Annotated in this window: 22 protein-coding genes; 4 read left to right on the top strand and 18 right to left on the bottom strand. The window is 68.8% G+C overall.

Annotated elements, in window-relative coordinates:
• Nucleotides 1–4: 4 nt before the first annotated feature.
• The 5 genes from ACGFWE_RS34120 to ACGFWE_RS34100 all read right to left on the bottom strand — a co-directional run bounded on the left by ACGFWE_RS34120 (nucleotide 5) and on the right by ACGFWE_RS34100 (nucleotide 5,317).
• On the bottom strand, nucleotides 5–958 hold the full coding sequence (locus ACGFWE_RS34120) for a helix-turn-helix transcriptional regulator (RefSeq protein WP_393603927.1): 954 nt from the start codon (nucleotides 956–958) through the stop codon (nucleotides 5–7).
• 136 nt (nucleotides 959–1,094) lie between these two features.
• Nucleotides 1,095–1,466: an FKBP-type peptidyl-prolyl cis-trans isomerase gene (locus tag ACGFWE_RS34115; RefSeq protein WP_020117713.1), complete on the bottom strand. Its 372-nt coding sequence runs from the start codon at nucleotides 1,464–1,466 to the stop codon at nucleotides 1,095–1,097.
• An 88-nt stretch (nucleotides 1,467–1,554) separates the two neighbouring features.
• Nucleotides 1,555–2,559 (bottom strand): FKBP-type peptidyl-prolyl cis-trans isomerase, encoded by a 1,005-nt coding sequence (locus ACGFWE_RS34110; protein WP_352390119.1) that lies wholly within the window; start codon nucleotides 2,557–2,559, stop codon nucleotides 1,555–1,557.
• Nucleotides 2,560–2,686: 127 nt separating this feature from the next.
• Nucleotides 2,687–4,048 (bottom strand): Pup--protein ligase, encoded by a 1,362-nt coding sequence (pafA, locus tag ACGFWE_RS34105; protein WP_007380857.1) that lies wholly within the window; start codon nucleotides 4,046–4,048, stop codon nucleotides 2,687–2,689.
• Nucleotides 4,049–4,057: 9 nt separating this feature from the next.
• The gene (locus ACGFWE_RS34100) at nucleotides 4,058–5,317 is read right to left on the bottom strand and encodes an MFS transporter (protein ID WP_393603924.1); all 1,260 of its coding nucleotides are present in this window, start codon (nucleotides 5,315–5,317) and stop codon (nucleotides 4,058–4,060) included.
• Nucleotides 5,318–5,405: 88 nt separating this feature from the next.
• On the opposite strand from ACGFWE_RS34100, the gene ACGFWE_RS34095 reads away from it, so the two are divergent.
• On the top strand, nucleotides 5,406–6,431 hold the full coding sequence (locus ACGFWE_RS34095; RefSeq protein WP_393603922.1) for a LacI family DNA-binding transcriptional regulator: 1,026 nt from the start codon (nucleotides 5,406–5,408) through the stop codon (nucleotides 6,429–6,431).
• A gap of 71 nt (nucleotides 6,432–6,502) precedes the next feature.
• Here ACGFWE_RS34095 and prcA read toward each other — a convergent pair whose 3' ends face one another.
• From prcA to arc, 6 genes are all read right to left on the bottom strand, one after another.
• A complete protein-coding gene (gene prcA / locus ACGFWE_RS34090; protein ID WP_393603920.1) occupies nucleotides 6,503–7,258 on the bottom strand; it encodes a proteasome subunit alpha in 756 nt (251 codons plus the stop codon).
• Between the two features lie 60 nt (nucleotides 7,259–7,318).
• Nucleotides 7,319–8,164, bottom strand: coding sequence for a proteasome subunit beta (gene prcB, locus ACGFWE_RS34085; RefSeq protein WP_352390123.1), 846 nt, complete (start codon nucleotides 8,162–8,164; stop codon nucleotides 7,319–7,321).
• Nucleotides 8,116–8,706 carry an endonuclease VII domain-containing protein gene (locus tag ACGFWE_RS34080; protein WP_393603918.1) on the bottom strand — a complete coding sequence of 197 codons (591 nt, stop codon included), beginning with the start codon at nucleotides 8,704–8,706 and terminating at the stop codon, nucleotides 8,116–8,118. The genes prcB and ACGFWE_RS34080 overlap by 49 nt, the downstream gene beginning before the upstream one ends.
• Nucleotides 8,707–8,712: 6 nt before the next feature.
• Entirely contained in the window at nucleotides 8,713–8,931 is a 219-nt protein-coding gene (locus ACGFWE_RS34075; RefSeq protein ID WP_007380863.1) for a ubiquitin-like protein Pup, read from the bottom strand.
• Nucleotides 8,932–9,086: 155 nt separating this feature from the next.
• Nucleotides 9,087–10,598 carry a depupylase/deamidase Dop gene (gene dop / locus ACGFWE_RS34070; protein ID WP_352390124.1) on the bottom strand — a complete coding sequence of 504 codons (1,512 nt, stop codon included), beginning with the start codon at nucleotides 10,596–10,598 and terminating at the stop codon, nucleotides 9,087–9,089.
• A gap of 245 nt (nucleotides 10,599–10,843) precedes the next feature.
• Nucleotides 10,844–12,610 carry a proteasome ATPase gene (gene arc, locus ACGFWE_RS34065; RefSeq protein WP_062045307.1) on the bottom strand — a complete coding sequence of 589 codons (1,767 nt, stop codon included), beginning with the start codon at nucleotides 12,608–12,610 and terminating at the stop codon, nucleotides 10,844–10,846.
• 244 nt (nucleotides 12,611–12,854) lie between these two features.
• Here arc and ACGFWE_RS34060 point away from each other — a divergent pair, with 244 nt between their 5' ends.
• Nucleotides 12,855–13,181, top strand: a complete 327-nt coding sequence (locus ACGFWE_RS34060; protein WP_393603915.1) for a ferredoxin — start codon at nucleotides 12,855–12,857, stop codon at nucleotides 13,179–13,181.
• A 36-nt stretch (nucleotides 13,182–13,217) separates the two neighbouring features.
• On the opposite strand, the gene ACGFWE_RS34055 is transcribed toward ACGFWE_RS34060, so the two are convergent.
• From ACGFWE_RS34055 to ACGFWE_RS34045, 3 genes are all read right to left on the bottom strand, one after another.
• Nucleotides 13,218–13,796, bottom strand: coding sequence for a hypothetical protein (locus ACGFWE_RS34055; protein WP_352390126.1), 579 nt, complete (start codon nucleotides 13,794–13,796; stop codon nucleotides 13,218–13,220).
• Nucleotides 13,797–14,010: 214 nt separating this feature from the next.
• The gene (locus ACGFWE_RS34050) at nucleotides 14,011–14,913 is read right to left on the bottom strand and encodes a tRNA (adenine-N1)-methyltransferase (protein WP_352390127.1); all 903 of its coding nucleotides are present in this window, start codon (nucleotides 14,911–14,913) and stop codon (nucleotides 14,011–14,013) included.
• Between the two features lie 38 nt (nucleotides 14,914–14,951).
• Nucleotides 14,952–16,514, bottom strand: coding sequence for a site-2 protease family protein (locus tag ACGFWE_RS34045; protein WP_393603913.1), 1,563 nt, complete (start codon nucleotides 16,512–16,514; stop codon nucleotides 14,952–14,954).
• A 554-nt stretch (nucleotides 16,515–17,068) separates the two neighbouring features.
• On the opposite strand from ACGFWE_RS34045, the gene ACGFWE_RS34040 reads away from it, so the two are divergent.
• Both ACGFWE_RS34040 and ACGFWE_RS34035 read left to right on the top strand, forming a co-directional pair.
• A complete protein-coding gene (locus ACGFWE_RS34040; RefSeq protein WP_393604202.1) occupies nucleotides 17,069–17,914 on the top strand; it encodes a RecB family exonuclease in 846 nt (281 codons plus the stop codon).
• Nucleotides 17,915–17,928: 14 nt separating this feature from the next.
• Nucleotides 17,929–18,600 carry a response regulator gene (locus ACGFWE_RS34035; protein WP_393603911.1) on the top strand — a complete coding sequence of 224 codons (672 nt, stop codon included), beginning with the start codon at nucleotides 17,929–17,931 and terminating at the stop codon, nucleotides 18,598–18,600.
• Nucleotides 18,601–18,712: 112 nt separating this feature from the next.
• Here the strand turns inward: ACGFWE_RS34035 and ACGFWE_RS34030 are convergent, their stop codons facing one another.
• The 4 genes from ACGFWE_RS34030 to ACGFWE_RS34015 form a co-directional block, all read right to left on the bottom strand.
• Entirely contained in the window at nucleotides 18,713–20,293 is a 1,581-nt protein-coding gene (locus ACGFWE_RS34030) for an ABC transporter substrate-binding protein (protein ID WP_393603909.1), read from the bottom strand.
• 79 nt (nucleotides 20,294–20,372) lie between these two features.
• Complete coding sequence (locus ACGFWE_RS34025; RefSeq protein WP_352390130.1) at nucleotides 20,373–21,977, bottom strand: ABC transporter substrate-binding protein; 1,605 nt, start codon at nucleotides 21,975–21,977, stop codon at nucleotides 20,373–20,375.
• A 434-nt stretch (nucleotides 21,978–22,411) separates the two neighbouring features.
• Complete coding sequence (locus ACGFWE_RS34020) at nucleotides 22,412–23,110, bottom strand: HAD family phosphatase (RefSeq protein WP_352390131.1); 699 nt, start codon at nucleotides 23,108–23,110, stop codon at nucleotides 22,412–22,414.
• 119 nt (nucleotides 23,111–23,229) lie between these two features.
• On the bottom strand, nucleotides 23,230–23,691 hold a 462-nt coding region (locus tag ACGFWE_RS34015; RefSeq protein ID WP_393603906.1), incomplete at its 5' end, for a vitamin B12 dependent-methionine synthase activation domain-containing protein.

Here is a 23,691-nt window from a genome sequence, read left to right as displayed (position 1 = left end):
CCCCTCAGCCCTTGGCCACGGCGCGCAGCCGGTCCACCACGTCGGCCCGCAACTCGGCGGGCTCCAGGACCACCACGTCGGGACCGAACTCCACCAGCCAGGCGTCCAGGCCGTGGCCGTACGGGATCTCCAACTCGTCCCAGCCGTCGCCCAGTTCCCGCACCGAGGTGGCCTTCGCCCGCAGGGGGTACCCGGCGCCCGTGCGCAGCCGGATCCGCGCGCTGCGGTCGGCGGTCTCCCCCGCCCAGCTCGCCACGGTCTCGCGGACGGTGACGACGTCGGGCACCGGGGCCGTGAACCGGGTGCCGCGCGAGCGGACCTTGCCGGTGATCCGGGAGAGCCGGAACACCCGCTCGGCACCCCGGTCCCGGTCGAATCCGGCCAGGTACCAGTGGCCGCGCCAGCACTCCAGCGCCCACGGCTCGACATGGCGCGGCTCGGGGCGGGCGGCGGTGGCCTTGCGGTAGTCGAAGAGGACCGGGCGGCGGTCGCGGCAGGCGAGCATCAGCGGTTCGAAGGAGGCCTCGTGCACCGGGATGCGCGGCTCCAGGGCACCGTGCGACTCGTACGGGTCGACGTCCTCGGGCAGCCCCGCCGCGCGCAGTTTCTGCAGCGCGCCGCTGGCCGCGCCGGCGAGCCGGGCCTGCTGCCACACCTTGGCGGCCAGGCCCAGGGCGGCGGCCTCCTCGGCGTCGAGGGTGATGGGCGGCAGCCGGTTGCTGTCCCGGCGGGCGAGATAGCCGACTTCGCCGTCCAGGTTCTCAACGGTCTCGATCACGAGCCCGAGTTCGCGCAGATCATCCTTGTCGCGCTCGAACATCCGGTTGAAGGAGTCGTCGGAATTGGCTTCCAGGTAGGCCTCGATGGACTCCCTGAGCTCACGCTTGCTCAGCGGCCGTCGCGTCCCGAGCAGACACAGCGCCAGGTTCATCAGCCGCTCGGCCTTGGCAATGGCCATCGACGCCCTTCGCCTCCCTATGGTGCTTACGGACGATGACCGTACCGCCCCGAAGGAGCAAGGCAAAAGCCGAGGGCCCATGCCCGGACGGGCATGGGCCCTGGTCGATCAGGTCCGGTCGGACGTCGTACGACGATCAGACGCCGAGCAGGTCGACCACGAAGATCAGGGTCTCACCGGGCTTGATCGCCGGGGTGGGGCTCTGGTTGCCGTAGGCCAGGTGGGCCGGGATGGTCAGCTGGCGACGGCCGCCGACCTTCATGCCCTGCACGCCCTGGTCCCAGCCCTTGATGACCCGGCCGCCACCCAGCGGGAAGCGGAACGGCTGACCACGGTTCCAGCTGGCGTCGAACTCCTCACCGGTGCTGAAGGCCACGCCCACGTAGTGGACGGTGACGGTCTGGCCGGCCTGCGCAACCTCGCCGTCGCCCTCCCAGATGTCCTTGATCTCCAGGTCCGCCGGGGGCTCGCCGCCGGGGAAGTCGATCTCGGGCTTGTCGATGCTCACGTCACTCGCTCCTGCTTGTTCACGGAAAGGCAACAGGGACCAGTCTTACATCCCTGTCGCAGGGACCTGTGCGCATGTCCCCCGTGCGTCACATCTTGGCGAGGATGTCCACGGTGAAGACCAGCGTGGAGTCCTTCTCGATCCCGCTGCCGGCGGGCGGGTTGTCGCCGTAACCCAGCTTCGGCGGAATGGAGATCAGCACCCGGCTGCCCACCTTCTTGCCGGTCAGCCCCTGCGCCCAGCCCTTGACGACCTGCTGCAGCGAGAACGACGCCAGCTGCCCCCGCTTGTACGTCGAGTCGAACTCCTTGCCGGTGTCCCACACCACGCCCTTGTACTGGACGAGCAGCGAGTTCTCGGCCGTCACCTTGTCGCCGTCGCCCTCGATGACGTACTCCGCCACCAGCTTGGTCGGCGCGTCCGCCTTGGGGATCTCGATCGACGGCGCCTTGCCGTCGGTGTTGGTGCCGACCTTGGGCAGAGCGGCGTCACCCTGCGCGACCTTCGTGCCCTTGGCGGAGCTCTTCCCGTTGAAGGCGGCCTGCACATCGACGACGAACACCAGCGTGTCGGTGCCCTTGATGCCCGCCTGCGCGTTGCCCTGCTTGCCGTACCCCCAGGTCGGCGGGACCGAGAACTCGACCCGGCTGCCGGCCTTCTTGCCCGCCAGGGCGTACCGCCAGCCGTCGATGATGCTGTTCTGCGCGAGCTGGATGACCAGCGCCGTCTTGCGGTCGTAGGAGTTGTCGAAGACCTTGGCGGTGTTCCAGATCTGGCCCAGGTAGTGGGCCTGGATGTAGTCGCCCTCGGCGATGGTGGTGCCGCCGCCCGCGATGAGCGTCTTGACCGCGAGATCCTTCGACGGATCGCCGGTGCCCTTGGCGACCGTCGGCTTCTCACCGAACTTCGCGCCCGCCGTGACCGCCGGCAGCGGACCGTCGACGATCTTCGGCGCCGGTGGCGGGGAGGCCGAGGACGACGGCGAGGGTGACGTGCTGTCGCTCGCCTTGCTCGAGTCGGACTTGTCGTCACCGCATGCGGCGAGTGTGGCCAGTCCTGCGGGAACGGCAATGAGAAGGGAGCGTCGGCGCACGGTGAGAGCCTCGTAATCGGTCGATCTTGTTGATGGCGTGCGCGCAACTCTACGGCGTGAGAAGGGCGCCGTACGGGAAACGTACGGCGCCCGTGTTGCGTTCCGGCAGTGATGCGGAACGCTTTGCTCACATTCCGGCGATCAGTTTCTCCACCCGGTCGTCGACCGATCGGAACGGGTCCTTGCACAACACCGTGCGCTGCGCCTGGTCATTGAGCTTGAGGTGGACCCAGTCGACGGTGAAGTCCCGGCGCTGTTCCTGGGCCCTGCGGATGAAGTCGCCGCGCAGCCGGGCCCGAGTGGTCTGCGGGGGAACGGACTTGCCCTCGAAGATCTTCAAGTCGTTGCAGATACGGGCGGCTTGCCCCTTCCTCTCCAGAAGGTAGTACAGCCCACGACGGCGGTGGATGTCGTGATACGCGAGGTCTATCTGCGCGACCCGCGGGTGGGACATGGTCATGTTGTGCTTGGCCCGGTACCGCTCGATGAGCTTGTACTTCATGACCCAGTCGATCTCGGTGCCGATCCGGTCGAGGTCCTCCGCCTCGATCGCGTCCAGCGTGCGGCCCCACAGCTCCAGGACCTGGTCGACCGTGCCGGTGCGGATCCCGCGCCGCTCGACGAAGTCCACGGCCTTGTCGTAGTACTCGCGCTGCACCTCCAGCGCGGAGGCCTCCCGGCCACTGGCCAGACGCACCTTGCGCCGGCCGGTGATGTCATGGCTGACCTCGCGGATCGCCCGGATCGGGTTCTCCAGGGTCAGATCACGCATCACGGTGCCCGCCTCGATCATGCGCAGCACCAGGTCGGTCGCACCGACCTTCAGCAGCATGGTCGTCTCGGACATGTTCGAGTCGCCCACGATCACGTGCAGGCGGCGGTAGCGCTCGGCGTCGGCGTGCGGTTCGTCGCGGGTGTTGATGATCGGCCGGGAACGGGTCGTCGCCGAGGAGACGCCCTCCCAGATGTGCTCGGCCCGCTGGCTGACGCAGTACACCGCGCCCCGCGGGGTCTGCAGCACCTTGCCGGCACCACAGAGAAGCTGCCTGGTGACCAGGAACGGAATGAGAATGTCCGCGAGCCGGGAGAACTCCCCGTGGCGGGCCACGAGATAGTTCTCGTGACAGCCGTAGGAGTTGCCGGCCGAGTCCGTGTTGTTCTTGAAGAGGTAGACGTCGCCCGCGATTCCTTCCTCGTGCAGGCGTCGTTCGGCGTCCACCAGGAGTCCTTCGAGAATGCGCTCGCCCGCTTTGTCGTGGGTGACCAGTTCGGTCACGTTGTCACATTCGGGTGTCGCGTATTCCGGATGTGAGCCCACGTCGAGATAGAGGCGTGCGCCGTTTCGCAGAAAGACATTGCTGCTGCGGCCCCATGACACGACACGGCGGAAGAGGTACCGCGCCACCTCGTCGGGAGACAGGCGTCGCTGTCCCCTGAACGTACACGTGACGCCGTACTCGTTCTCCAGCCCGAAAATGCGGCGGTCCATGAGTGAACATTACGCCCGATCCCCCGAGCTGAAACGGGGTTCGGCAGCACGGTTTGGATCATTTTCCGATGAAGACGCAACCACCGCCCCTCCCACGGGAGCCGCGAGGACGCCTCCCGTGACCAGCAGAACCAGCAGCGACACACCCCCCGCGACCCCCGGCACGGCGAAGCCCCACAGGGCCCCGCCACCCTCGACGACCGGGCCCGCCAGCCCCGTTCCGACCGAGGCGCCCACGGTGAACGTCGTCACGATCCAGGAGAAGGCCTCGGTCACCGTCCCGGCCGGCGCGTGCCGGTCGACCAGGACGAACGCGCACGCGATCACAGGCGCCAGGAACACCCCCGCCAGGACCATCAGCAGCGTCATGGCGACCGCCCCCGGCATCAGCGTCAGCGGCAGGTAACACACCGCCAGCAGGCCCACCAGGACCCGCAGTCGCCGCGCGGGCTCACCGGCCCACTGCCGCGCCCCGTACACCGTGCCGCCCACCAGGGCCCCCAGACCGATCCCGGCCATCAGCCAGCCGTACACCGCATCCCCGCCGTGCTCGTCCGCGTACGGCACGGAGGCGACCGTGATGGACCCGAGCGCGATCCCCACGAACAGGAACGCGCCGAGCAGCACCAAGAGTCCGGGCGAGCGCAACGCGCCGAGCCAGTGCGCCTCACGCGGACCGGAGCGCCACGCGCGCGAGGGCGGCGACACCACGACCGAGAGCGCCCCGAGGACCCCGATGACGTTCAGCACCACCAGCGCCACCTGCGCCGACCACAGCGACACGCACAGCGTCACCAGCAACGGCCCCACGGTGAACATGACTTCCTGCGCCACCGCGTCCATGGCGTACGCCGTGTGCACCTGGTCCTCCCGGCGCAGCACGCTCGGCCACAGCGCCCGCAGCCCGCCCTCCAGCGGCGGCGTGAAGAGCCCCGCGGCCGCCACGGCCACATAGGCGAGCGGGAGCGGATCGGTGCCGGTGAAGGCGAACACGGCCATCGCGAGGGCCGACAGCACGGCGGACGGAAGCTGCACACGAGGCTGGCCGTGCAGATCGACCAGCCGCCCGAGCACCGGCTGCCCCACGGCGTTGGCGACCCCGTACACGGCCGCGAGAGCCCCGGCGAGGCTGTACGTACCGCCCTGCGCCCGGACGAACAGCACGATCGCGATCGCCGCGGTGGCGTTCGGCAGCCGGCCCACCAGCGTCCCCGTCAGCAGGCGCGCCGCGTGCCTCGCCCTGAGGATCTCCAGGTATCCCGCGGCCATGTCCCGCCTCCAAGTCATACGTATAACGTCGACTCCCATACGTACCATGTGCGCTGTTCGGACGTCCAGACGAAGGAGCGGACCCACGGTGGCACGCAGCAGCACGCGACCGACCAGCCGCGACGTCGCACACGCGGCCGGAGTGTCCCAGGCCGCCGTCTCCCTCGTCCTCGGCGACAAATGGCGCGGCCGGGTCTCCGAGACCACCGCCGAACGCGTCCGGGAAGCCGCCCGCGACCTCGGCTACCGCCCCAACCTCGCCGCCCGCAACCTCCGCCTCGGCCACACCCGCACGGTCCTCCTCGTCGTCCCCGCCCTCACGACCGAGTTCTTCGCCGGCGTCTACACCGGCGCCGCACGCGTCGCCGCCGACCACGGCTTCGGCGTCGTCCTCTACCCCTCCCCCGAAGGCATCGGCCCCGCCCGCGACCCCTTCGCCTCCTCCCAGGCCGCCCTCGACGGCGTCATCGCCTCCTCCATGGCCGCCGACGCCCTCACCGCCATCCGCGGCGACCAGCTCCCCCTCGTCATGCTCGACAGCGACCCCTCCGGCAGCCTCGGCGCCGCCACCGTCAACCTCGACATCGCCGACGGCATCCGCCAGGTCGCCACCCACCTCCTGGACCTCGGCCACCGCCGCTTCCTGCACCTCGCCGCCGACATCCCCTCCTGGACCTTCGAAATCCGAGCCCGCGAACTGGCCGCCCGACTCGACACGGTCCCCGGCACCACCCTCCGCACCGCCCACGCCCCCATCTCCATCGACGACGCCCTGACCGCCGCCGAGGCCGCCCTCGCCGCACCCGGCCCCCGGCCCACCGCCCTGGTCTGCGACGACGACAAACTCGCCGCCGGCGCCTACAAGGCCGTACGCCGACTCGGACTGCGCGTCCCCGACGACATCTCCGTCACCGGCCTCGACGACCTCGCCCTCGCCACCGCCATCGACCCCGAACTCACGACCGTGCGACTGGACGCCGAACTGTTCGGCGAACGCGGCATGGAAGCCCTCCTGGCCGTCCTGGAAGGCCGTACACCACCCGGTGGCGACATCCCCGTCGAACTGGTCGTACGAGGCTCCACAGCGCCCCCCAGCACCCCCAGCACCCCCTGAACGCCCTGCGCCCCGGCCGAGTGATCGGCCGGGGCACAGAAAGGGTGATCGTCGGGTGGAGCCCGCCGGGACTACTCGTCCTCGGCACCCTCCGCCTCGTCCGAACTCTCCGCCTCGGTGGACGCGCCACCGGCCTCCAGCAACCGGCCCAGCTGACGCCCGACAATGCGCTTGAACTTGCGCTTCTGCGGACGCGTACGGTCCAGCACCGCGACCTCCAGCCGCTCCGCCGGAATCTCCCGCTCACTGCCGTTCGTGTCACGGGACAACGCCTGCACGGCAAGCTTCAGCGCCTCCGCCAGACTCATACCGTCCTGGTGACGCTGATCCAGATAACTGCTGATCGTCTCCGCGTTGCCGCCCACCGCCACCGAGCCGTGCTCGTCCACGATGGAACCGTCGTGCGGCAGCCGGTAGATCTGGTCACCGTCCGGAGTCTCACCGACCTCCGCCACGACCAGCTCCACCTCGTACGGCTTCTCACCGGCCGACGAGAAGATCGTGCCCAACGTCTGGGCATAGACGTTGGCCAGACCACGAGCGGTCACATCGTCACGGTCATAGGTGTAACCACGAAGATCGGCATACCGCACACCACCGATCCGCAGGTTCTCGTACTCGTTGTACTTGCCGGCGGCCGCGAAGCCGATCCGGTCATAGATCTCGCTGAACTTGTGCAGCGCACGGGACGGATTCTCGCCGACGAACACGATGCCGTCGGCATACTGCAGCACGACCAGGCTGCGACCACGGGCGATGCCCTTGCGGGCGTACTCCGCCCGGTCGGCCATCGCCTGCTGGGGGGAGACATAGAACGGCGTCGACACCGGTTATCCGTCCCTTTCTGTGGAAGTCACTGCGATCACCTTGAACAAGACGGGTGGCGCCTACAGCAGCGCGGCCCGCGGGCCGTCGGGCTGCTCCAGCCGCCGCTCGAGAATCGAACGAGCGATCTCGGAGGACTCGTCGTCGGTGAGCCGGCGGAAGCCGTCCTCGGTGATCACGGTGACGATCGGGTAGATCCGGCGGGCGACATCGGGACCACCGGTCGCCGAGTCGTCGTCGGCCGCGTCGTACAGGGCCTGCACCACGAGCATCGTGGCCTCGGCCTCGCTCAGGGAGTCGTGGAAGAACTTCTTCATGGCACCGCGCGCGAAGATCGAGCCCGAGCCGGTGGCGGCGAAGTTGTGCTCCTCGGAACGGCCGCCGGTGACGTCGTAGGAGAAGATCCGCCCCCTCTCCCGGTCCACGTCGTACCCCGCGAACAGCGGCACCACGGCCAGCCCCTGCATCGCCATGCCGAGGTTGGAACGGATCATGGTGGACAGCCGGTTCGCCTTGCCCTCCAGCGACAGCTGGGCGCCCTCGACCTTCTCGAAGTGCTCCAGCTCCAACTGGAACAGCTTCACCATCTCCACGGCGAGACCGGCGGTGCCGGCGATCCCGACGGCCGAGTACTCGTCGGCCGGGAACACCTTCTCGATGTCCCGCTGGGCGATGACGTTGCCCATCGTGGCGCGCCGGTCACCGGCGAGCACGACACCACCGGGGAAGGTGACCGCCACGATCGTGGTGCCGTGCGGCGCCTCGATCACACCCTGCATGGGCGGCAGCTGCCGGTTGCCCGGCAGCATCTCCGGCTGGTGCTCGGACAGGAAGTCCATGAAGGACGACGACCCAGGCGTCAGGAAGGCAGCTGGTAGACGCCCGGTGCTACGAGTGTTGGCTTCCACGCGTTTCCTTCCAGGTAAGCGGCGGCCCGACGGACGGCGTCGGGATCATCTCCCAACTTGCCGATGGCCGAATTACAGTTGAAGCACAGTACGCCTCGGACCCTACCCGTCTTGTGGCAGTGATCCACATGCACGGCCGGAGCCTTCAGACAGATCACGCAGAGCCCCATCTGAGAGGCGACCATCTCGTCACGCTCGGCTTCGGTGAGGCCGTAGTGGCGCTTCAGGTGCCGCTCACGCCCGGCGACAGCTCGGCACGTCTTGCAGCGCGTCGACAAGCCGTCTGAGGCCGACGCGTTCCTGTGCCACTCACTCCACTGTTTGACTTCGTCGCACCCCAGGCAGTGTTTGTACCCTTCGGGCACATCCACTCGACGGACCTTCTTGCCCTGAGCCTCCCGACCACGGCGGTAGGCATCTGCCCCGCATTCGCGGCAACGGTCCTGAAGCCTGTCGAGCTTCGACCTGTTAGCCGCGAACGCGCTGGTAGGGAGAGTCCGCTTGCATGCCGAGCATCGCTTCTCGGCACCCAATTCGGACATTTACCGCTACTCCCCACCCTTCTGGACAAATGACCTCACGAAGTCCTCCGCATTCTCTTCGAGCACATCATCGATTTCGTCCAGAACCGAGTCGACGTCGTCGCTCAGCTTCTCCTGGCGCTCCTTCAGGTCCTCGGAACCCTGCGTCTCCGCAGTCTGCTCCTCGACCTCCTCGGTGTTGCGCGTGGCCTTCTGCTGTCCGCCGCCGGTGTCCTTGGTCGCCATAACCCCTCACCCCGCTCGGTTCGACGTTCTTGATCAGACCCTACAAGCAGGGTCTGACATCGGCCCCGTAGTTCCTACAACGTACGGGGGCCATCTCGATGATTCCCTCTGGCCGGGTTTTCCACCCTGCGGGACGACCCGGCCCGGGTATCGGTTCAGTTGCCCGACAGGACCCTGACCAGGTCTTCTGCCGTGCGACAGCGGTCCAGGAGCTCCTTGACGTGATTTCGCGTTCCGCGAAGCGGTTCGAGGGTTGGGACCCGCTGGAGCGAGTCCCGGCCCGGGAGGTCGAAGATCACGGAGTCCCAGGAGGCCGCGGCGACGTCGTCGGCGTACTGCTCCAGGCAGCGGCCGCGGAAGTACGCGCGGGTGTCCTCAGGGGGCTTGGTACGGGCTCGCTCGACCTCGTTCTCGTCCAGGAGGCGCTTGATGCGGCCGCGGGCCGCGAGCCGGTTGTAGAGGCCCTTGTCGGCGCGTACGTCGGCGTACTGGAGGTCCAGGAGGTGGAGTTTCGCGGCGTCCCAGTCGAGGTCGTCGCGGCGCCGGTAGCCCTCCATGAGTTCTCGCTTGGCGACCCAGTCGAGCTCGCCGGCGAGGCTCATGGGGTTGTTCTCCAGGCGGTTGAGGGTGTCCTCCCAGCGGGCCAGGATGTCCTTGGTCTGGTCGTCCGCGTCGGAGCCGAAGCGTTCTTCGACGTACTTGCGGGACAGCTCGTAGTACTCCATCTGGAGCTGGACCGCGGTGAGCGTGCGGCCGCTGCGCAGGGTGACCAGGCGCTGGAGCGTCGGGTCGTGGGAGACCTGGTGGAGGGTGCGGACCGGCTGGTCCACGGCCAGGTCCACCGCGATGAAGCCGTCCTCGATCATCGACAGGACGAGGGCCGTGGTGCCGAGCTTCAGGTAGGTCGAGATCTCCGAGAGGTTCGCGTCGCCGATGATCACGTGGAGGCGGCGGTATTTCTCGGCGTCGGCGTGGGGCTCGTCGCGGGTGTTGATGATGGGGCGCTTCAAGGTCGTCTCGAGGCCTACTTCGACCTCGAAGTAGTCCGCGCGCTGGCTGAGCTGGAAGCCGTGTTCGTGGCCGTCCTGGCCGATGCCGACGCGGCCGGCGCCTGCGAAGACCTGGCGGGAGACGAAGAAGGGCGTGAGGTGGCGCACGATGTCCGAGAAGGGGGTTTCCCGCTTCATCAGGTAGTTCTCGTGCGTGCCGTAGGAGGCGCCCTTGTTGTCGGTGTTGTTCTTGTAGAGGTGGATCGGTTGTGCGCCCGGGAGCTGGGCGGCACGCTCGGCGGCCTCGGCCATGATCCGCTCGCCGGCTTTGTCCCACAGGACGGCGTCCCAGGGGTTGGTGACCTCGGGGCTGCTGTATTCGGGGTGTGCGTGGTCGACGTAGAGCCGTGCGCCGTTGGTGAGGATGACGTTGGCGAGGCCGATGTCCTCGTCGGTGAGCTGGCTGGAGTCGGCGGCTTCGCGGGCGAGGTCGAAGCCCCGCGCGTCCCGCAGCGGATTCTCCTCCTCGAAGTCCCAGCGGGCCCGGCGGGCCCGGTGCATCGCCGCCGCGTAGGCGTTGACGATCTGGGATGAGGTGAGCATGGCATTGGCGTTGGGGTGGCCGGGGACGGAGATCCCGTACTCCGTCTCGATGCCCATTACTCGCCGTACGGTCATGCGGCCCTCCTTGCCCGGCGGCGCCCTCGGTCGGGGGCGGCGCTCAAGTACCGCTGGCGCTCCGGTGCGTGTGCGGTGCCCGTCCCCGCACTGCGCGACTCGGCGGTACCGAAGAGCCTAGAACGCCTCTGCGCTGGTGGGGAGATCATTTGCGTCATTGCCTTGCTCGCCTTTGGTCCGGTTAGTTGCCTGAAAAACAGTCGGCTGCGGGTACCCCGGTGAGGGCACCCGCAGCCGCCCTGTCCTTACAGGTACTGACCGGTGTTGGCCACCGTGTCGATGGAGCGTCCGGTGTCGGCGCCCTGCTTGCCGGTGATGAGCGTGCGGATGTAGACGATCCGCTCGCCCTTCTTGCCGGAGATGCGGGCCCAGTCGTCCGGGTTGGTGGTGTTGGGCAGGTCTTCGTTCTCCTTGAACTCGTCCACGCAGGCCTGGAGGAGGTGGGAGACGCGGAGACCCTTGGCGTTGTGATCGAGGAAGTCCTTGATCGCCATCTTCTTGGCGCGGCCCACGATGTTCTCGATCATGGCGCCGGAGTTGAAGTCCTTGAAGTAGAGGACTTCCTTGTCGCCGTTGGCGTAGGTGACTTCCAGGAAGCGGTTTTCCTCGGATTCCGCGTACATGTGTTCCACGGCCGTCTGGATCATGCTCTGGACGGTGGTGGCCTTGCTGCCGCCGTGCTCGCCGACGTCGTCGGAGTGCAGCGGGAGGCGCTCGGTGAGGTACTTGGCGAAGATGTCCTTGGCGGCCTCGGCGTCGGGACGCTCGATCTTGATCTTCACGTCCAGGCGGCCGGGGCGCAGGATGGCGGGGTCGATCATGTCCTCACGGTTGGAGGCGCCGATGACGACCACGTTCTGCAGGCCTTCCACGCCGTCGATCTCGGCGAGCAGCTGGGGAACGATGGTGTTCTCCACGTCCGAGCTGACACCGGAGCCGCGGGTGCGGAAGAGGGATTCCATCTCGTCGAAGAAGACGATGACGGGGGTGCCCTCGCTGGCCTTCTCGCGAGCACGCTGGAAGACGAGGCGGATCTGCCGCTCGGTCTCGCCGACGTACTTGTTGAGGAGCTCGGGGCCCTTGATGTTGAGGAAGAAGCTCTTGCCGGTGGCCTGGCCGGTGACTTCGGCGACCTTTTTGGCCAGCGAGTTGGCGACGGCCTTGGCGATGAGCGTCTTTCCGCATCCGGGGGGCCCGTAGAGCAGGACGCCCTTGGGCGGGCGCAGTTCGTGCTCCTTGAACAGGTCCGGGTAGAGGTAGGGGAGCTCGACGGCGTCTCGGATGGCCTCGATCTGGCCGCCGAGTCCGCCGATCTGTTCGTAGCCGATGTCGGGGACTTCTTCGAGGACGAGTTCCTCGACCTCGCTCTTGGGCACGACCTCGTAGACGTAGCCGGAGCGGGGTTCGAGGAGCAGGGCGTCGCCGGGGCGGATGGTGACGTCCATCAGTGGCTCGGCGAGCCGGACCACCCGTTCCTCGTCGGTGTGCCCCTGCACGAGGGCGCGCTGGCCGTCCTCGAGGATCTCCTTGAGGGTGACGATGTCGCCGACGCTCTCGTACTCCATGGCCTCGACCACGTTGAGAGCTTCGTTGAGCATCACTTCCTGGCCGCGCCGGAGCTCTTCGAGTTCGACGCTGGGGCTGACGTTCACCCGCAGTTTGCGGCCGCCGGTGAAGATGTCGGCGGTGCCGTCCTCGTTCGCTTCGAGGAAGACACCGAAGCCGGCCGGGGGCTGTGCGAGCCGGTCGACCTCCTCCTTGAGGGCCACGATCTGGTCGCGGGCCTCACGGAGTGTGTTGGCGAGTCGCTCGTTCTGGGCGGACACGCCGGCCAAGTTGGTCTGCAGCTCGACGATCCGCTCTTCGAGAATCCTCGTGTGTCGCGGAGAGTCGGCGAGCTTGCGTCGCAGGACGGCGATCTCCTGCTCAAGGTAGGCAATCTGCCCGGACGGGTCGTCGGACCCTCGTCCCGGGCGGATGCCGCGGTTCATGTCGTCGTCGTGGGCTGCCACGGTCCTCACCTCCTCCAAGGGGAGCTGGACGCTTCCAGACCCTACCTGGGTGGGTGTCGATTGAAACCCCTAGATCACAAAGACTGTCGAGGTGTGTCCGATCTTCACCCTTGCGCTCTCCCTCACGCCAGGGGAATACCCACCGAACAAGATTGGAAAGCTGCCGAAGGTAGGGTCGAAGTGTTCAACACCCGTCAGAGCTGGCCGGATTCCCGTTCAGCCGGACGCATAAACGGCAGGAGAGATGAGAGTGCAGCAGGAGGTCGGGGCCGGCGGCGAGACCCTGGAGGTCTGGATCGATCAGGACCTCTGTACCGGTGACGGCATCTGCGTCCAGTACGCGCCGGAGGTGTTCGAGCTGGACATCGACGGTCTGGCCTATGTGAAGGGCTCGGACGACGAGCTGCTGCAGGACAAGGGCGCCACAACGCCCGTACCGCTGCCGCTTCTCACCGATGTGGTCGACTCGGCGAAGGAGTGTCCGGGCGCGTGCATCCATGTACGTCGGGTTTCGGACAGCGTCGAGATCTATGGACCGGACGCAGAGCGACCGGAAAGCCACCCTGCGTGACGGCTGTCTGATTTCTCACAGATGTGATCGCTTCGGTCAGACGGTGTGCGTGCCCGCGGGGGTCGAGCGGATGAATGCCCCGTCCTTCCACTGCCATTTCGCCTTGTCCGTCACGTCCGGGCAGCAACTGGGTACGTCGGACGTGGAGTAGCCGAGCAGGGTCGCGAGGACGGCGCCGTCGCTCAGTGTGAAGTCGGTGACGGTGTTGCGGGTCTTCGGGCTCAGCAGCGTGGCGACGACCCGGGGTTCACCGGTGTCCTTCGCGTGTGTGATGACGTAGACGGCGTCGGGCGGGGTGCCCATGGGGGCGTCGCAGTGCACCACGACGACTGTTTCCGGCCGTCCGTCGCCGTCGAGGTCTCCGGAGACCCGTTTCTGCACTTTTGCCTTGACCGGGCCGCAGTCGATCGGGAAGTGGACGTCCGCGGGGTCGGGCGCCGTCGTGACCACCGGGGCGGGTCTGGCCTCGGGGCCGGCCGCCTGTGCCGCGGTGGCGGGGTTGGGCTGCAGGACCGAGGAGAGGGCCACGACTGCCGCCACGGCGGTGGCGGTGGCGACCCAGTGGATCGGGCGGGTGTGCGTGTGTGCCAGTTCCGGGACGGCGGATTGCTGCACTAGGAGCGTCTCCTGTGAGGGCTGTGCCGGTGGGGGGGTGGCCAGCATGGTGCCACACGTCACAGGCCTGGGGAACGGCGGGGTGGGTACGTGTCCTGGTTGCTCTGTGGCGGTTTCTGCCGCTCCCTCAACACGAAGACGCCGGAGTGGAGTTCTGCTGGTCTGCGGGAACTCCTCCCCGACGCCTGTACGTTGAATGCGGCACGGGGCCGCCTTAGCGGCCGGAGCCTCCGTCGGCGTTGGGGCCGGTGTAGTCCTCGCCGTAGGCGCCCTTTGCGGGGCGGCGGCGGCGCATGGGGGGCTCGACGCCGTCGGCGAGGCGGCGGGCGGTGAGGAGGAAGCCGGTGTGGCCGATCATGCGGTGGTCCGGGCGCACGGCCAGGCCTTCGACGTGCCAGTTGCGGATCATCGTCTCCCAGGAGGTCGGCTCGTTGAAGGAGCCGATCTCGCGGATGGACTCGACGGTCCGGGCGAGCTGGGTGGTGGTGGCCACGTAGCAGCACAGGATGCCGCCGGGCACGAGTGCCTTGGAGACGGCCTCCAGGCATTCCCAGGGGGCGAGCATGTCGAGGATGACGCGGTCCACGTCGGCGTCGGAGAGGTTGTCCTGGAGGTCGCCGACGGTGAGCTGCCAGGCGGGGTGCGGGCCGCCGAAGTAGCGCTCCACGTTCTGCCGGGCGATGTCGGCGAAGTCCTCGCGGCGCTCGTAGCTGTGCAGCATGCCCTGGTCGCCGATGGCGCGCAGCAGGAAGCTGCTGAGCGAGCCGGAGCCGACACCGGCCTCCACGACGCGGGCGCCGGGGAAGATGTCGGCGAAGGCGAGGATCTGCCCCGCGTCCTTGGGGTAGACCACGGCGGCGCCGCGGGGCATGGACAGGACGTAGTCGGGGAGCAGGGGGCGCAGCGCGAGGTAGGCGACGTTACCGGTGGTGCGGACAACGCTGCCCTCGGGTGCGCCGATCAGCTCGTCGTGCGGGAAGGAACCCTTGTGGGTGTGGAAGTTCTTTCCCTCTTCGAGCGTGAACGTGTAGTGGCGGCCCTTGGGGTCGGTCAGCTGAACCTGGTCCCCGACCTTGAAGGGCCCGCGCCTGCGGGCGGCACCGGTCGGTTCGGACATGTGAACAGCCTACCGGTCCCCGGAGGGGCCGCCGACCACTAGGAGGGTCTGGCCATGGCCTTCACGAAGGCGCGTTCCACGTCGGCCGCGGACAGGACGCCGTAGATCTCGCCGGTGTCCTCGACGACGAGGTATTCGGTGGCGGGGGTCGCGCGGAGGGTGTCCAGCAGGTCCTCCCCGGCGAGTTCGGCGGAGACGCGCATGCCGTCGGTGAGGTCCTGGGCGAGGCCGCTGACGGCGACCCAGGGGCGGCGGTGTTCCGGTACGCCGACGATGGCGGCCTCGCGGACGAGGGAGAGGGGGGTGCCGTCGGCGTCGACGACGACCAGGGCGCGGGCGCCGGCGTCGTTGGCGCGGCGCAGGGCCTCGGAGAGGGGCGTGTGGGTCTCGACGGGGACCGCGCGGCGGGTGAGGGTGCGGGCGCGCAGGTCGGGGAGGTGTTCGCGCAGGCGGGCCATGCGCAGGCTGTTGCCGGCGCCGGTCCAGATGATCGCGGCGAGGATCGCGGCGAGCAGGGCGTCCATGACGGTGTCCATGCCGACGTTGTCCTCGGCGGAGGAGCCGAGGGCTCCGGACTGGGTGAGCAGCGGGAGGCCGATGAGGACGCAGACGGCGAGGGCGCGGCCGACCCAGGCGGCGGCGACGGTGCCGGTCATGGGCCTTCCGGTGATCTTCCAGACGACGGCGCGGAGCATGCGGCCGCCGTCGAGGGGGAGGCCGGGCAGGAGGTTGAAGGCGGCCACGATGAGGTTGGAGACCATCAGGCCGGCGAGCAGGACGCCAGGGACGGTGCCGGGTTCGACGGGCTGCATGGCGAGGTAGAAGAGGCCGGCGAGGATCAGGGAGAGCAGCGGGCCGACGAAGGCGAGCACGAACTCCCGGCCGGGGGTCTCGGCCTCCTTCTCGATCTCGGAGACGCCGCCGAAGAACTGGAGCTGGATGCGGCGGACGGGGAGCTTGAAGCGCAGGGCCGCGACGGTGTGGGCCAGTTCGTGGACCAGGACGGAGGCGTAGAAGGCGACCGCGAAGAAGAGGGAGACGAGGTAGCGGGCGGCGCCGAGTTCCGGCAGCACGCGGTCCAGTTGGCCGCCGAACACCCAGGTGATGAGCGCGGCGACGAGGAACCAGCTGGGGGCGACGTAGACGGGCACACCGAAGGGGCGGCCCATCAGGAGTCCGCCGCGCGGCTGGGGGGACGGGGGCGGGGGGCTCTTGGGGGCGCCGGAGTGGGCGAGGGTGCGGTGGTCGTCGGTGGTGTCGGGTTCGCGGGGCGCTTCGGGTTTGCGCAGGTCGGCGGGTGCCTGGTGCGTCGCGTCGGGGGCGGGCGGGTGCTCACCGTCCCCGGTGCCGGTCTCGCTCCCGGAGGCCGCGACGTCGGTGGGCGCGGGGGTGGGCGGGGCCTGGACGGCATCGTCGTCCGCGGCCGGCCGGTGAGCGGTGCCGTCGGTTGCGCCCTCGGTGGGGGCGCTGGTGGACGGGGTCTGGTTCTCGTGCGGGTCGGGGGTCGTGGGGTCGGTGGTCTGGGCCGTGGGCCCTGCGTGGGGCTTGGCCGGCCGGTCCGTGCCGGACCGCGGCTGCCCGCTCCCGCCGCTCTCGTCCACGATGTCCCCTCGTTCGAAGCGTCTTCCGCGCCTGCCGTGCGGAAGGTCTCGGGTCGATGGTATGCGGCGGTCACGACGCGCCCGGCCCCGGCACCCCCGTGTTTCCTCGGGGGCCGCAGCGGTCACGGCGGCGAGTGGGTCACTGTCAGTGGCGGGCCGTATGGTCTGTGGTCATGGAGACGAGCACGGAGGGCGAGGCCGAGGCCGCCGTCCATGACCCGGGAACGCCGCACGCGGCGGTCACGGCGGAGACGCCGGTGGCAGCGGTCACGGCGGAGGCCGGGACGACCGAAGAACAGGCCACGGCACGGCCCGGGACGGGCGCGGAACCGGCCGCCGCCGAACCTGCGGCAAGCGGGGAACCGGCTGCCGCACGGTCCGAGGTCGGCGGGGAACCGGCCTTCCCCGGACCCGCTACGGGCGGGGGGCCGGTCGCGGCGGGGGCCGGGGCCGTGCCGGCGGTGGTCGTGGCCGGACGCGATGGTGGGGTAGCGCCGGTTGCGGGGGTGGCCCTTGGGACGGACGTCGGTGTGGTGGGCCGGTCCGTCGGTGTGATGCCGGTCGCGCCCGCCTCCCTGTCCCCTTCTCGTGCCAATGACTTCATGCAGTGTCCGTTGCTGTACCGGTTCCGGGTGATCGACCGGCTGCCGGAGAAGCCGAGCGCGGCGGCGACCCGGGGGACCCTGGTGCACTCGGTGCTGGAGCGGCTCTTCGACGCCCCGGCCGGGGAGCGGACCGCGCCCGCGGCCAAGTCGCTGATCCCCAGTCAGTGGGACCGGCTCCGGGAGAGCCGGCCGGAGGTGGTGGAGCTGTTCGCCGACGATCCGGAGGGCGAGCGGCTCGCGACATGGCTCGCCGAGGCGGAGCAGCTGGTCGATCGGTGGTTCACGCTGGAGGACCCGACGCGTCTGGAGCCCGCCGAGCGGGAGTTGTTCGTCGAGGCGGAGCTGGACTCGGGGCTGCGGCTGCGCGGGATCATCGACCGGGTCGACGTGGCGCCGACCGGCGAGGTGCGGATCGTCGACTACAAGACCGGCAAGGCGCCCCGGCCCGAGTACGCCGAGGGCGCGCTGTTCCAGATGAAGTTCTACGCCCTGGTGGTGTGGCGGCTGAAGAACGTGATCCCGCGCCGCCTCCAGCTCGTCTATCTCGGCAGCGGTGACGTCCTGACGTACGACCCGGTACTCGCCGACCTGGAGCGTGTCGAGCGCAAGCTGCTGGCGCTGTGGGAGGCGATCCGGCAGGCCACGCAGACGGGCGACTGGCGACCGCGGCCGACCAAGTTGTGCGGCTGGTGCGACCACCAGGCGCACTGCCCGGAGTTCGGCGGCACTCCCCCGCCCTACCCGCTACCGGTGACGTCCGCGACCGGCGAGCAGGGCAGAATGGGGCCGGACTAGCGAAGGAGACTCACGTGGCCATCCGCGTCCTACTCGTCGACGACCAGCCGCTGCTGCGTACCGGGTTCCGGATGATTCTGGAGGCCGAGCAGGATCTCGCGGTCGTGGGCGAGGCCGGAGACGGCCTTCAGGCCATCGACCAGGTGCGGGCGCTGCAGCCCGACGTGGTCCTGATGGACATCCGTATGCCGCGGATGGACGGTGTGGAGGCGACTCGGCAGATCACCGGTCCCGGGCGGGACGGCCCGGCCAAGGTGCTGGTGCTGACCACCTTCGACCTCGACGAGTACGTGGTGGAGGCGCTGCGGGCGGGGGCCAGCGGCTTCCTGCTCAAGGACGCCCCGGCCAACGAGCTCGTGCAGGCGATCCGGGTGGTGGCCGCGGGTGAGGCGATGCTCGCGCCGAGCATCACGCGCCGGCTGCTCGACAAGTACGCCACGCATCTGCCGTCCGGTGACGAGCCGGTGCCGGACACGCTGCACACGCTCACCGAGCGCGAGGTCGAGGTGCTGAAGCTGGTGGCGCGCGGGCTGTCCAACGCGGAGATCGCCGCGGATCTGTTCGTCAGCGAGACCACCGTGAAGACACATGTGGGTCATGTGCTGACCAAGCTGGGGCTGCGGGACCGCGTGCAGGCCGCGGTGTACGCGTACGAGAGCGGTCTGGTGCGTCCCGGCGCGCAGTAGACCGATCGGCTGAACAGCGAAGAGGGCGCCCCCGCCTGGCTGGGGGCGCCCTCTTCGTATGTGCGGCCACCGGATCAGCGCGCGCCGCCGGGGAGCAGCGCGCGCCGCCCGGTCAGCCCTTGCTGAGCTCCCAGAAGCGGAACACCGTGGAGGCGTCGAGGCAGTACTCCAGGCCGTAGACGTTGTCGCGCACGACGGCGTACTGCTTGGCCTGCCAGACCGGCAGGACGGGGACGTCCTCGGCGACGAGGTTCTGGAGCGTGCCGAAGGGGTCGTCCGTCGCGGCACGGTCCGGCTGGGCGGCGGTCTCGGGGATGAGCGAGCCGGTGATCTTGTTGTTGCTGTAGTTGTTGTCCAGCACGTTGCCCTTGCCGAAGAAGGGGGCCGTGAAGTTGTCGGCGTCGGGGTAGTCGGGCACCCAGCCCTTGACGTACACGCCGTACTTGCCGGCCGCGATGTCCTTCTCGTACTGGTCGAAGGCCACGGACTTCACGTCGGCGTCGAACAGGCCGCTGGCGTTGAGCTGCTGGGCGATCGTCTTGAGTTCCTGGTCGGTGGCGGGGCCGTAGCGCGACGGGGTCGACCACAGAGTCAGCTTCACCTTGCCGGTGATGCCCTCGCCGGCGAGGGCGGCCGCGGCCTTGGACCGGGAGGGCTGGGCGCCGTAGGTGTCGAAGAAGGCCGTGTTGTGGCCCGCGATACCGGCCGGGATGATCGAGTAGAGCGCGGTCGCGGTGCCCTGGTAGACGTCGTGGATGAGGGCTTCGCGGTCGAGGAGGTAGGCGATCGCCTTGCGGACGCCGAGCTTTCCCGTGACCGGGTCGTCCATGTTGAAGACGAGGTGCTGGACCTCGGCGCTGGTGCCCTCGACGACCTCGACGCCGGAGTCGGGCGAGGCGTTCTCGATGTCGGTGATGTCGCCGGCGCTCAGACCGCGGTAGGCGAGGTCGACCTTCTTGTCGGTCAGGGCGGTCTTCAGGGCTGCCTGGTCGCCGTGGAAGAACTTCAGCGTGACGCCGGAGTTCTGGGGCTCGGCGGTGCCCTTGTAGTTCTCGTTGACGGAGAACACGGCCTGGTCGTCGTCGAACGAGTCGAGCTGGTAGGGGCCGGAGCCGACCGCCTTGCTGTCCTTGCGCAGGCCGTCGGCGTCGTACTGCGTGTGGTCGACGATGGAGCCGGCACCGGAGGCGATCTTGCTCGGGAAGGTCGCGTCGGGGGTGTTCAGCCTGAAGACGACGGTCTCCTCGTCCGGAGTCTCGACCTTGTCGAGCATCGGGAACATGATCGCGGGACCGGCGTCGTCGTTGATCTTCAGCATCCGGTCGAAGGAGAACTTGACGTCCTCGGAGGTGAGCGGGTCACCGTTGCTGAACTTGAGGCCGGACCTGAGGGTGCACTCGTACACCTGGGTCCTGGTGTCCGTGAACTCGCAGCTCTTGGCCGCGTCCGGCTCCGGCTCCGTGCCGCCCTTGGGGAAGCTGAGCAGAGACTGGAAGACGTTGTTGAACAACAGCCAGGAGCCGGGGTCGTAGCCGGAGGCAGGGTCGGTGGCGAGGACGTCGTCGGACATCCCCATGACCACGGAGGAGCCGCCGGAACCGGAGTCCCCCGACTCCGTGCCGCAGCCGGTCAGCAGACCGGAGGCGAGCCCCGCCACGATCGGCAGGACCTGCCACTGGATGCGCTTGTTCACGTGCGAGTGCCTTGTCGTCGATTCTTGTGGAATCCCGGGCACCGTCCGCCTGGGCCCGGGTGAAGGAGGCGTCGGCCGGTCAGCCGCTCACGCCCTTGCCGAGTTCCCACAGCTGCAGCGTCGACGAGGAGTTGAGCGCGTAGGCGGTGCCCGTGACGTCGTCGCGCGCGGCGACGTACTGCTTGCCCTGCCACAGCGGCAGCACGGGGACGTCCTTGGCGACGATGTCCTGGATCTCGGTCAGGCTTCCGGACGCGGCGAGACGGTCGGCCTCGCGACGGGAGTCCGGGATGAGGGTGTTGCGGATCTCGCTGTTGGCGTAGGGCGAGCCGAGGAAGTTGTCCTTGTCGAGGAAGGGGGCGAGGTAGTTGTCGGCGTCGGGGAAGTCCGGGAACCAGCCCATGCCGTAGACGTCGTACTCGCCCTTCTGCTCCGCCGGGCGGAAGGTGGACCAGGGTGCGCCCTTGATGCCGACGTCGAAGAGCCCGCTGGCGTTGAGCTGCTTCTGGAGGTCCTCGAACTCCTCCTTGGTGCCCGGACCGTAGTGGTCCGTCGTGTAGTGGAGGGTCAGCTTCACCGGGGTGGTGACGCCGGCCTGGGTCAGCAGGGACTTGGCCTTGGTGACGCTCGGGTCGCCGTACTTGTTGAAGAAGGAGTTGGAGTGGCCGGTGATGCTGGCCGGGACCAGCGAGAAGAGCGGCTCGGCCTGGGTGCCGTAGACCTTGGAGACGAGTTCGCTGCGGTTGATGAGCTGGGCCATCGCCTGGCGCACGGCGCGGGACTTCACGACCGGGGCCTTGGTGTTGAAGGCGAGGTAGCGGATCTCCAGGCCGGCCATCTCGACGAGGTCGACGTCGCCGCCGGACTCGTTCGACAGCTTCTGGATCTGCTGGGGCGACATGGTGCGGGTGATGAGGTCGATGTCGCCCTTTTCGAGGGCGGTGCCCATGGCGTCGGCGTCCGCGTAGGAACGCAGGACGACCTTGTCGTTGTTCACCGTCAACGCCCCCTTGTAGTGGGGGTTCTTGGTGAACACGGCGTCGACGAGCTCGTCGTTCTTGACGTCGGCCTTCATGGTGTAGGGGCCGGAGCCGTCGACGTCGAAGCCGTCGCGGAGCTTGCTCTTCGCGTAGTCGTCGGGGTTGACGATGCCGGCGACCGGGGTCGACAGCTTGTACGGGAAGGTGGCGTCCGCGGTCTTGAGGTGGAAGATGACCTCGCGGTCGCCCTTGGTCTCGACGGTGTCGATGGTGGACAGCAGGGCGAAGACGCCGGAGTCGGCCTTGATGCCGCGGGCGCGGTCGATGGAGTACTTCACATCGGCCGCGGTGATGGAGTCGCCGTTCGCGAACTTCAGGCCGTCGCGCAGGGTGCAGACGTAGCGTTCGTTGCCGCTGTCGCTGAAGCCGCAGGACTGGGCGGCCTCGGGCACGGGGTCGCCCTCGCCCTTGGGCTGGATCATCAGGGTCTGCACGGTCTGGCGCAGGACGTTCCAGGTGCCGACGTCGTAGGCGTAGGCGGGGTCGAGCGGGGCGGGAGCTTCCTTCGTGGCGGTGAACCGGTCCGTGGTGCCGACGCCGATCGCGTCGTCCCCGCCGCTGCCGCTGTCGGAGCCGCCGCAGGCGGCGAGCACCGGCGCGAGCAGACCGATGACGGCCGGCAGCACCAAAGTCTTGCGGTTCATGCTCGGGTTTCTCCACAGCTGTTCAGTCCGTGTACCCGGCATGCAGGGGTTGGCGCGGCGGATCACGGGGTTAGGGCGATGTTCTCACCAGGAGATTAGTCCGCACCTGCAGGAGGGTTCGCAGCCACCGGAGTTGAGCGTCCATCACAGAGTGAAACCGGGTGTGGACGCACCGAAAGCCCGCCAGGGGAAGGATTGGTGCAGGGTTTCACCAATCGGGACACATGGGCGCGTCCGCGCCCCTCGATGGGGGGTGTCCGGCACAGCCTCGATCGCCTGTCGAGGGCCCGTCGAGTGGGGAACCTCACACCCGTAGGGGGGTGTGGCAGGCTGGAATTCGGGCCTCCGGGGCGCTGCGAATTCCTGCGGCAGGACTCTGGGGAATTACCGGGCTATCCGTGCTGCACGCTGGGTGAACACCCGAGGCATTTCCGTCATCGAAGGGTGATCAGGCCGCGCAGAAATGCCAGGTCGACGTCTTCGAGCGAGCCGACGACCGTGCGTCCGGGGGCCGGGAGGATGGGGGCCACGGAGGGCACGGCCACGACCTGGCAGCCGGCCGCCTCGGCGGCGGCGACACCGGTCGCGGTGTCCTCGACGACCGCGCATCGGGCGGGGTCCGCGTCGAGACCGGCGGCGGCGAACAGATACGGGTCCGGGTGCGGCTTGGTGCGCGGCACCTCGTCGCCGGCGACCGTGAGGGCGAAGTGCCGGTGACCGAGGGCGTCGAGGACCCGGTCGATGATGCGCCGGTGCGAGGCGGAGACCAGGGCGGTCGGGATCCGGTGCGCGGACAGTTCGGCCAGCAGCCGGGTGGCGCCGGGCATCAGGGGCAGGGCGTGGCCGATCCGTTCCTCGAAGCCCTGGTTGAGCAGGACGCTGAGCTCGGGAAGGGTGATGTCGGCGCCGGTGGCCTCGATCAGGAAACCGGCGCTGCGGGTCATGGGGCCGCCGACCACGACATGGCGCCAGGAGTCGTCGAGGGTGTGGCCGAGGCGGGCGAAGACCTCCACCTCGACGTCCCACCAGAAGCCCTCGGTGTCCACCAGGGTGCCGTCCATGTCGAGGAGGACGGCCTGGAGGGCGGAGCCGTCTGCCGTACGGGTGATCGGCGCGGGGACCGTACTGGTCATCCACGTACCTCCTTGGGGGGACGAGCAGGCCGGTTCCCACGAAAGGAACCGGCCTGCGGTGGACCGACCAGTGTACGACTTATCCGATCAGTGTGCTCGGTGATCCGGATCTCGGCGGCTCAGCGGGCGTTGAAGTACTTCGCCTCCGGGTGGTGGATGACGATCGCGTCGGTGGACTGCTCGGGGTGCAGCTGGAACTCCTCGCTCAGCTGGACGCCGATGCGCTCGGGGCGCAGCAGGTCGGCGATCTTGGCCCGGTCCTCCAGGTTGGGGCAGGCGCCGTAGCCGAGAGAGAAGCGGGCGCCCCGGTACTTCAGCGCGAACATGTCCTCGACGTCGCTGGGGTCCTCGCCCGCGAAGCCGAGTTCCGAACGCACGCGTGCGTGCCAGTACTCGGCGAGTGCCTCGGCCAGCTGGACGGACAGGCCGTGCAGTTCGAGGTAGTCGCGGTAGGCGTTGGCCTCGAAGAGCCTGGCGGTCTGCTCACCGATGCGGGAGCCGACGGTGACGACCTGGAGGCCGACCACGTCGGTCTGTCCCGACTCCTCGGGGCGGAAGAAGTCGGCCAGGCACAGCCGGCG

This window comes from Streptomyces sp. NPDC048523 (genome assembly GCF_043199815.1).
In the GTDB taxonomy this organism is placed as follows: domain Bacteria; phylum Actinomycetota; class Actinomycetes; order Streptomycetales; family Streptomycetaceae; genus Streptomyces.
The sequence above is the reverse complement of the archived record's forward strand: the minus strand, read 5'-3'. Positions and strand labels throughout refer to the sequence as shown.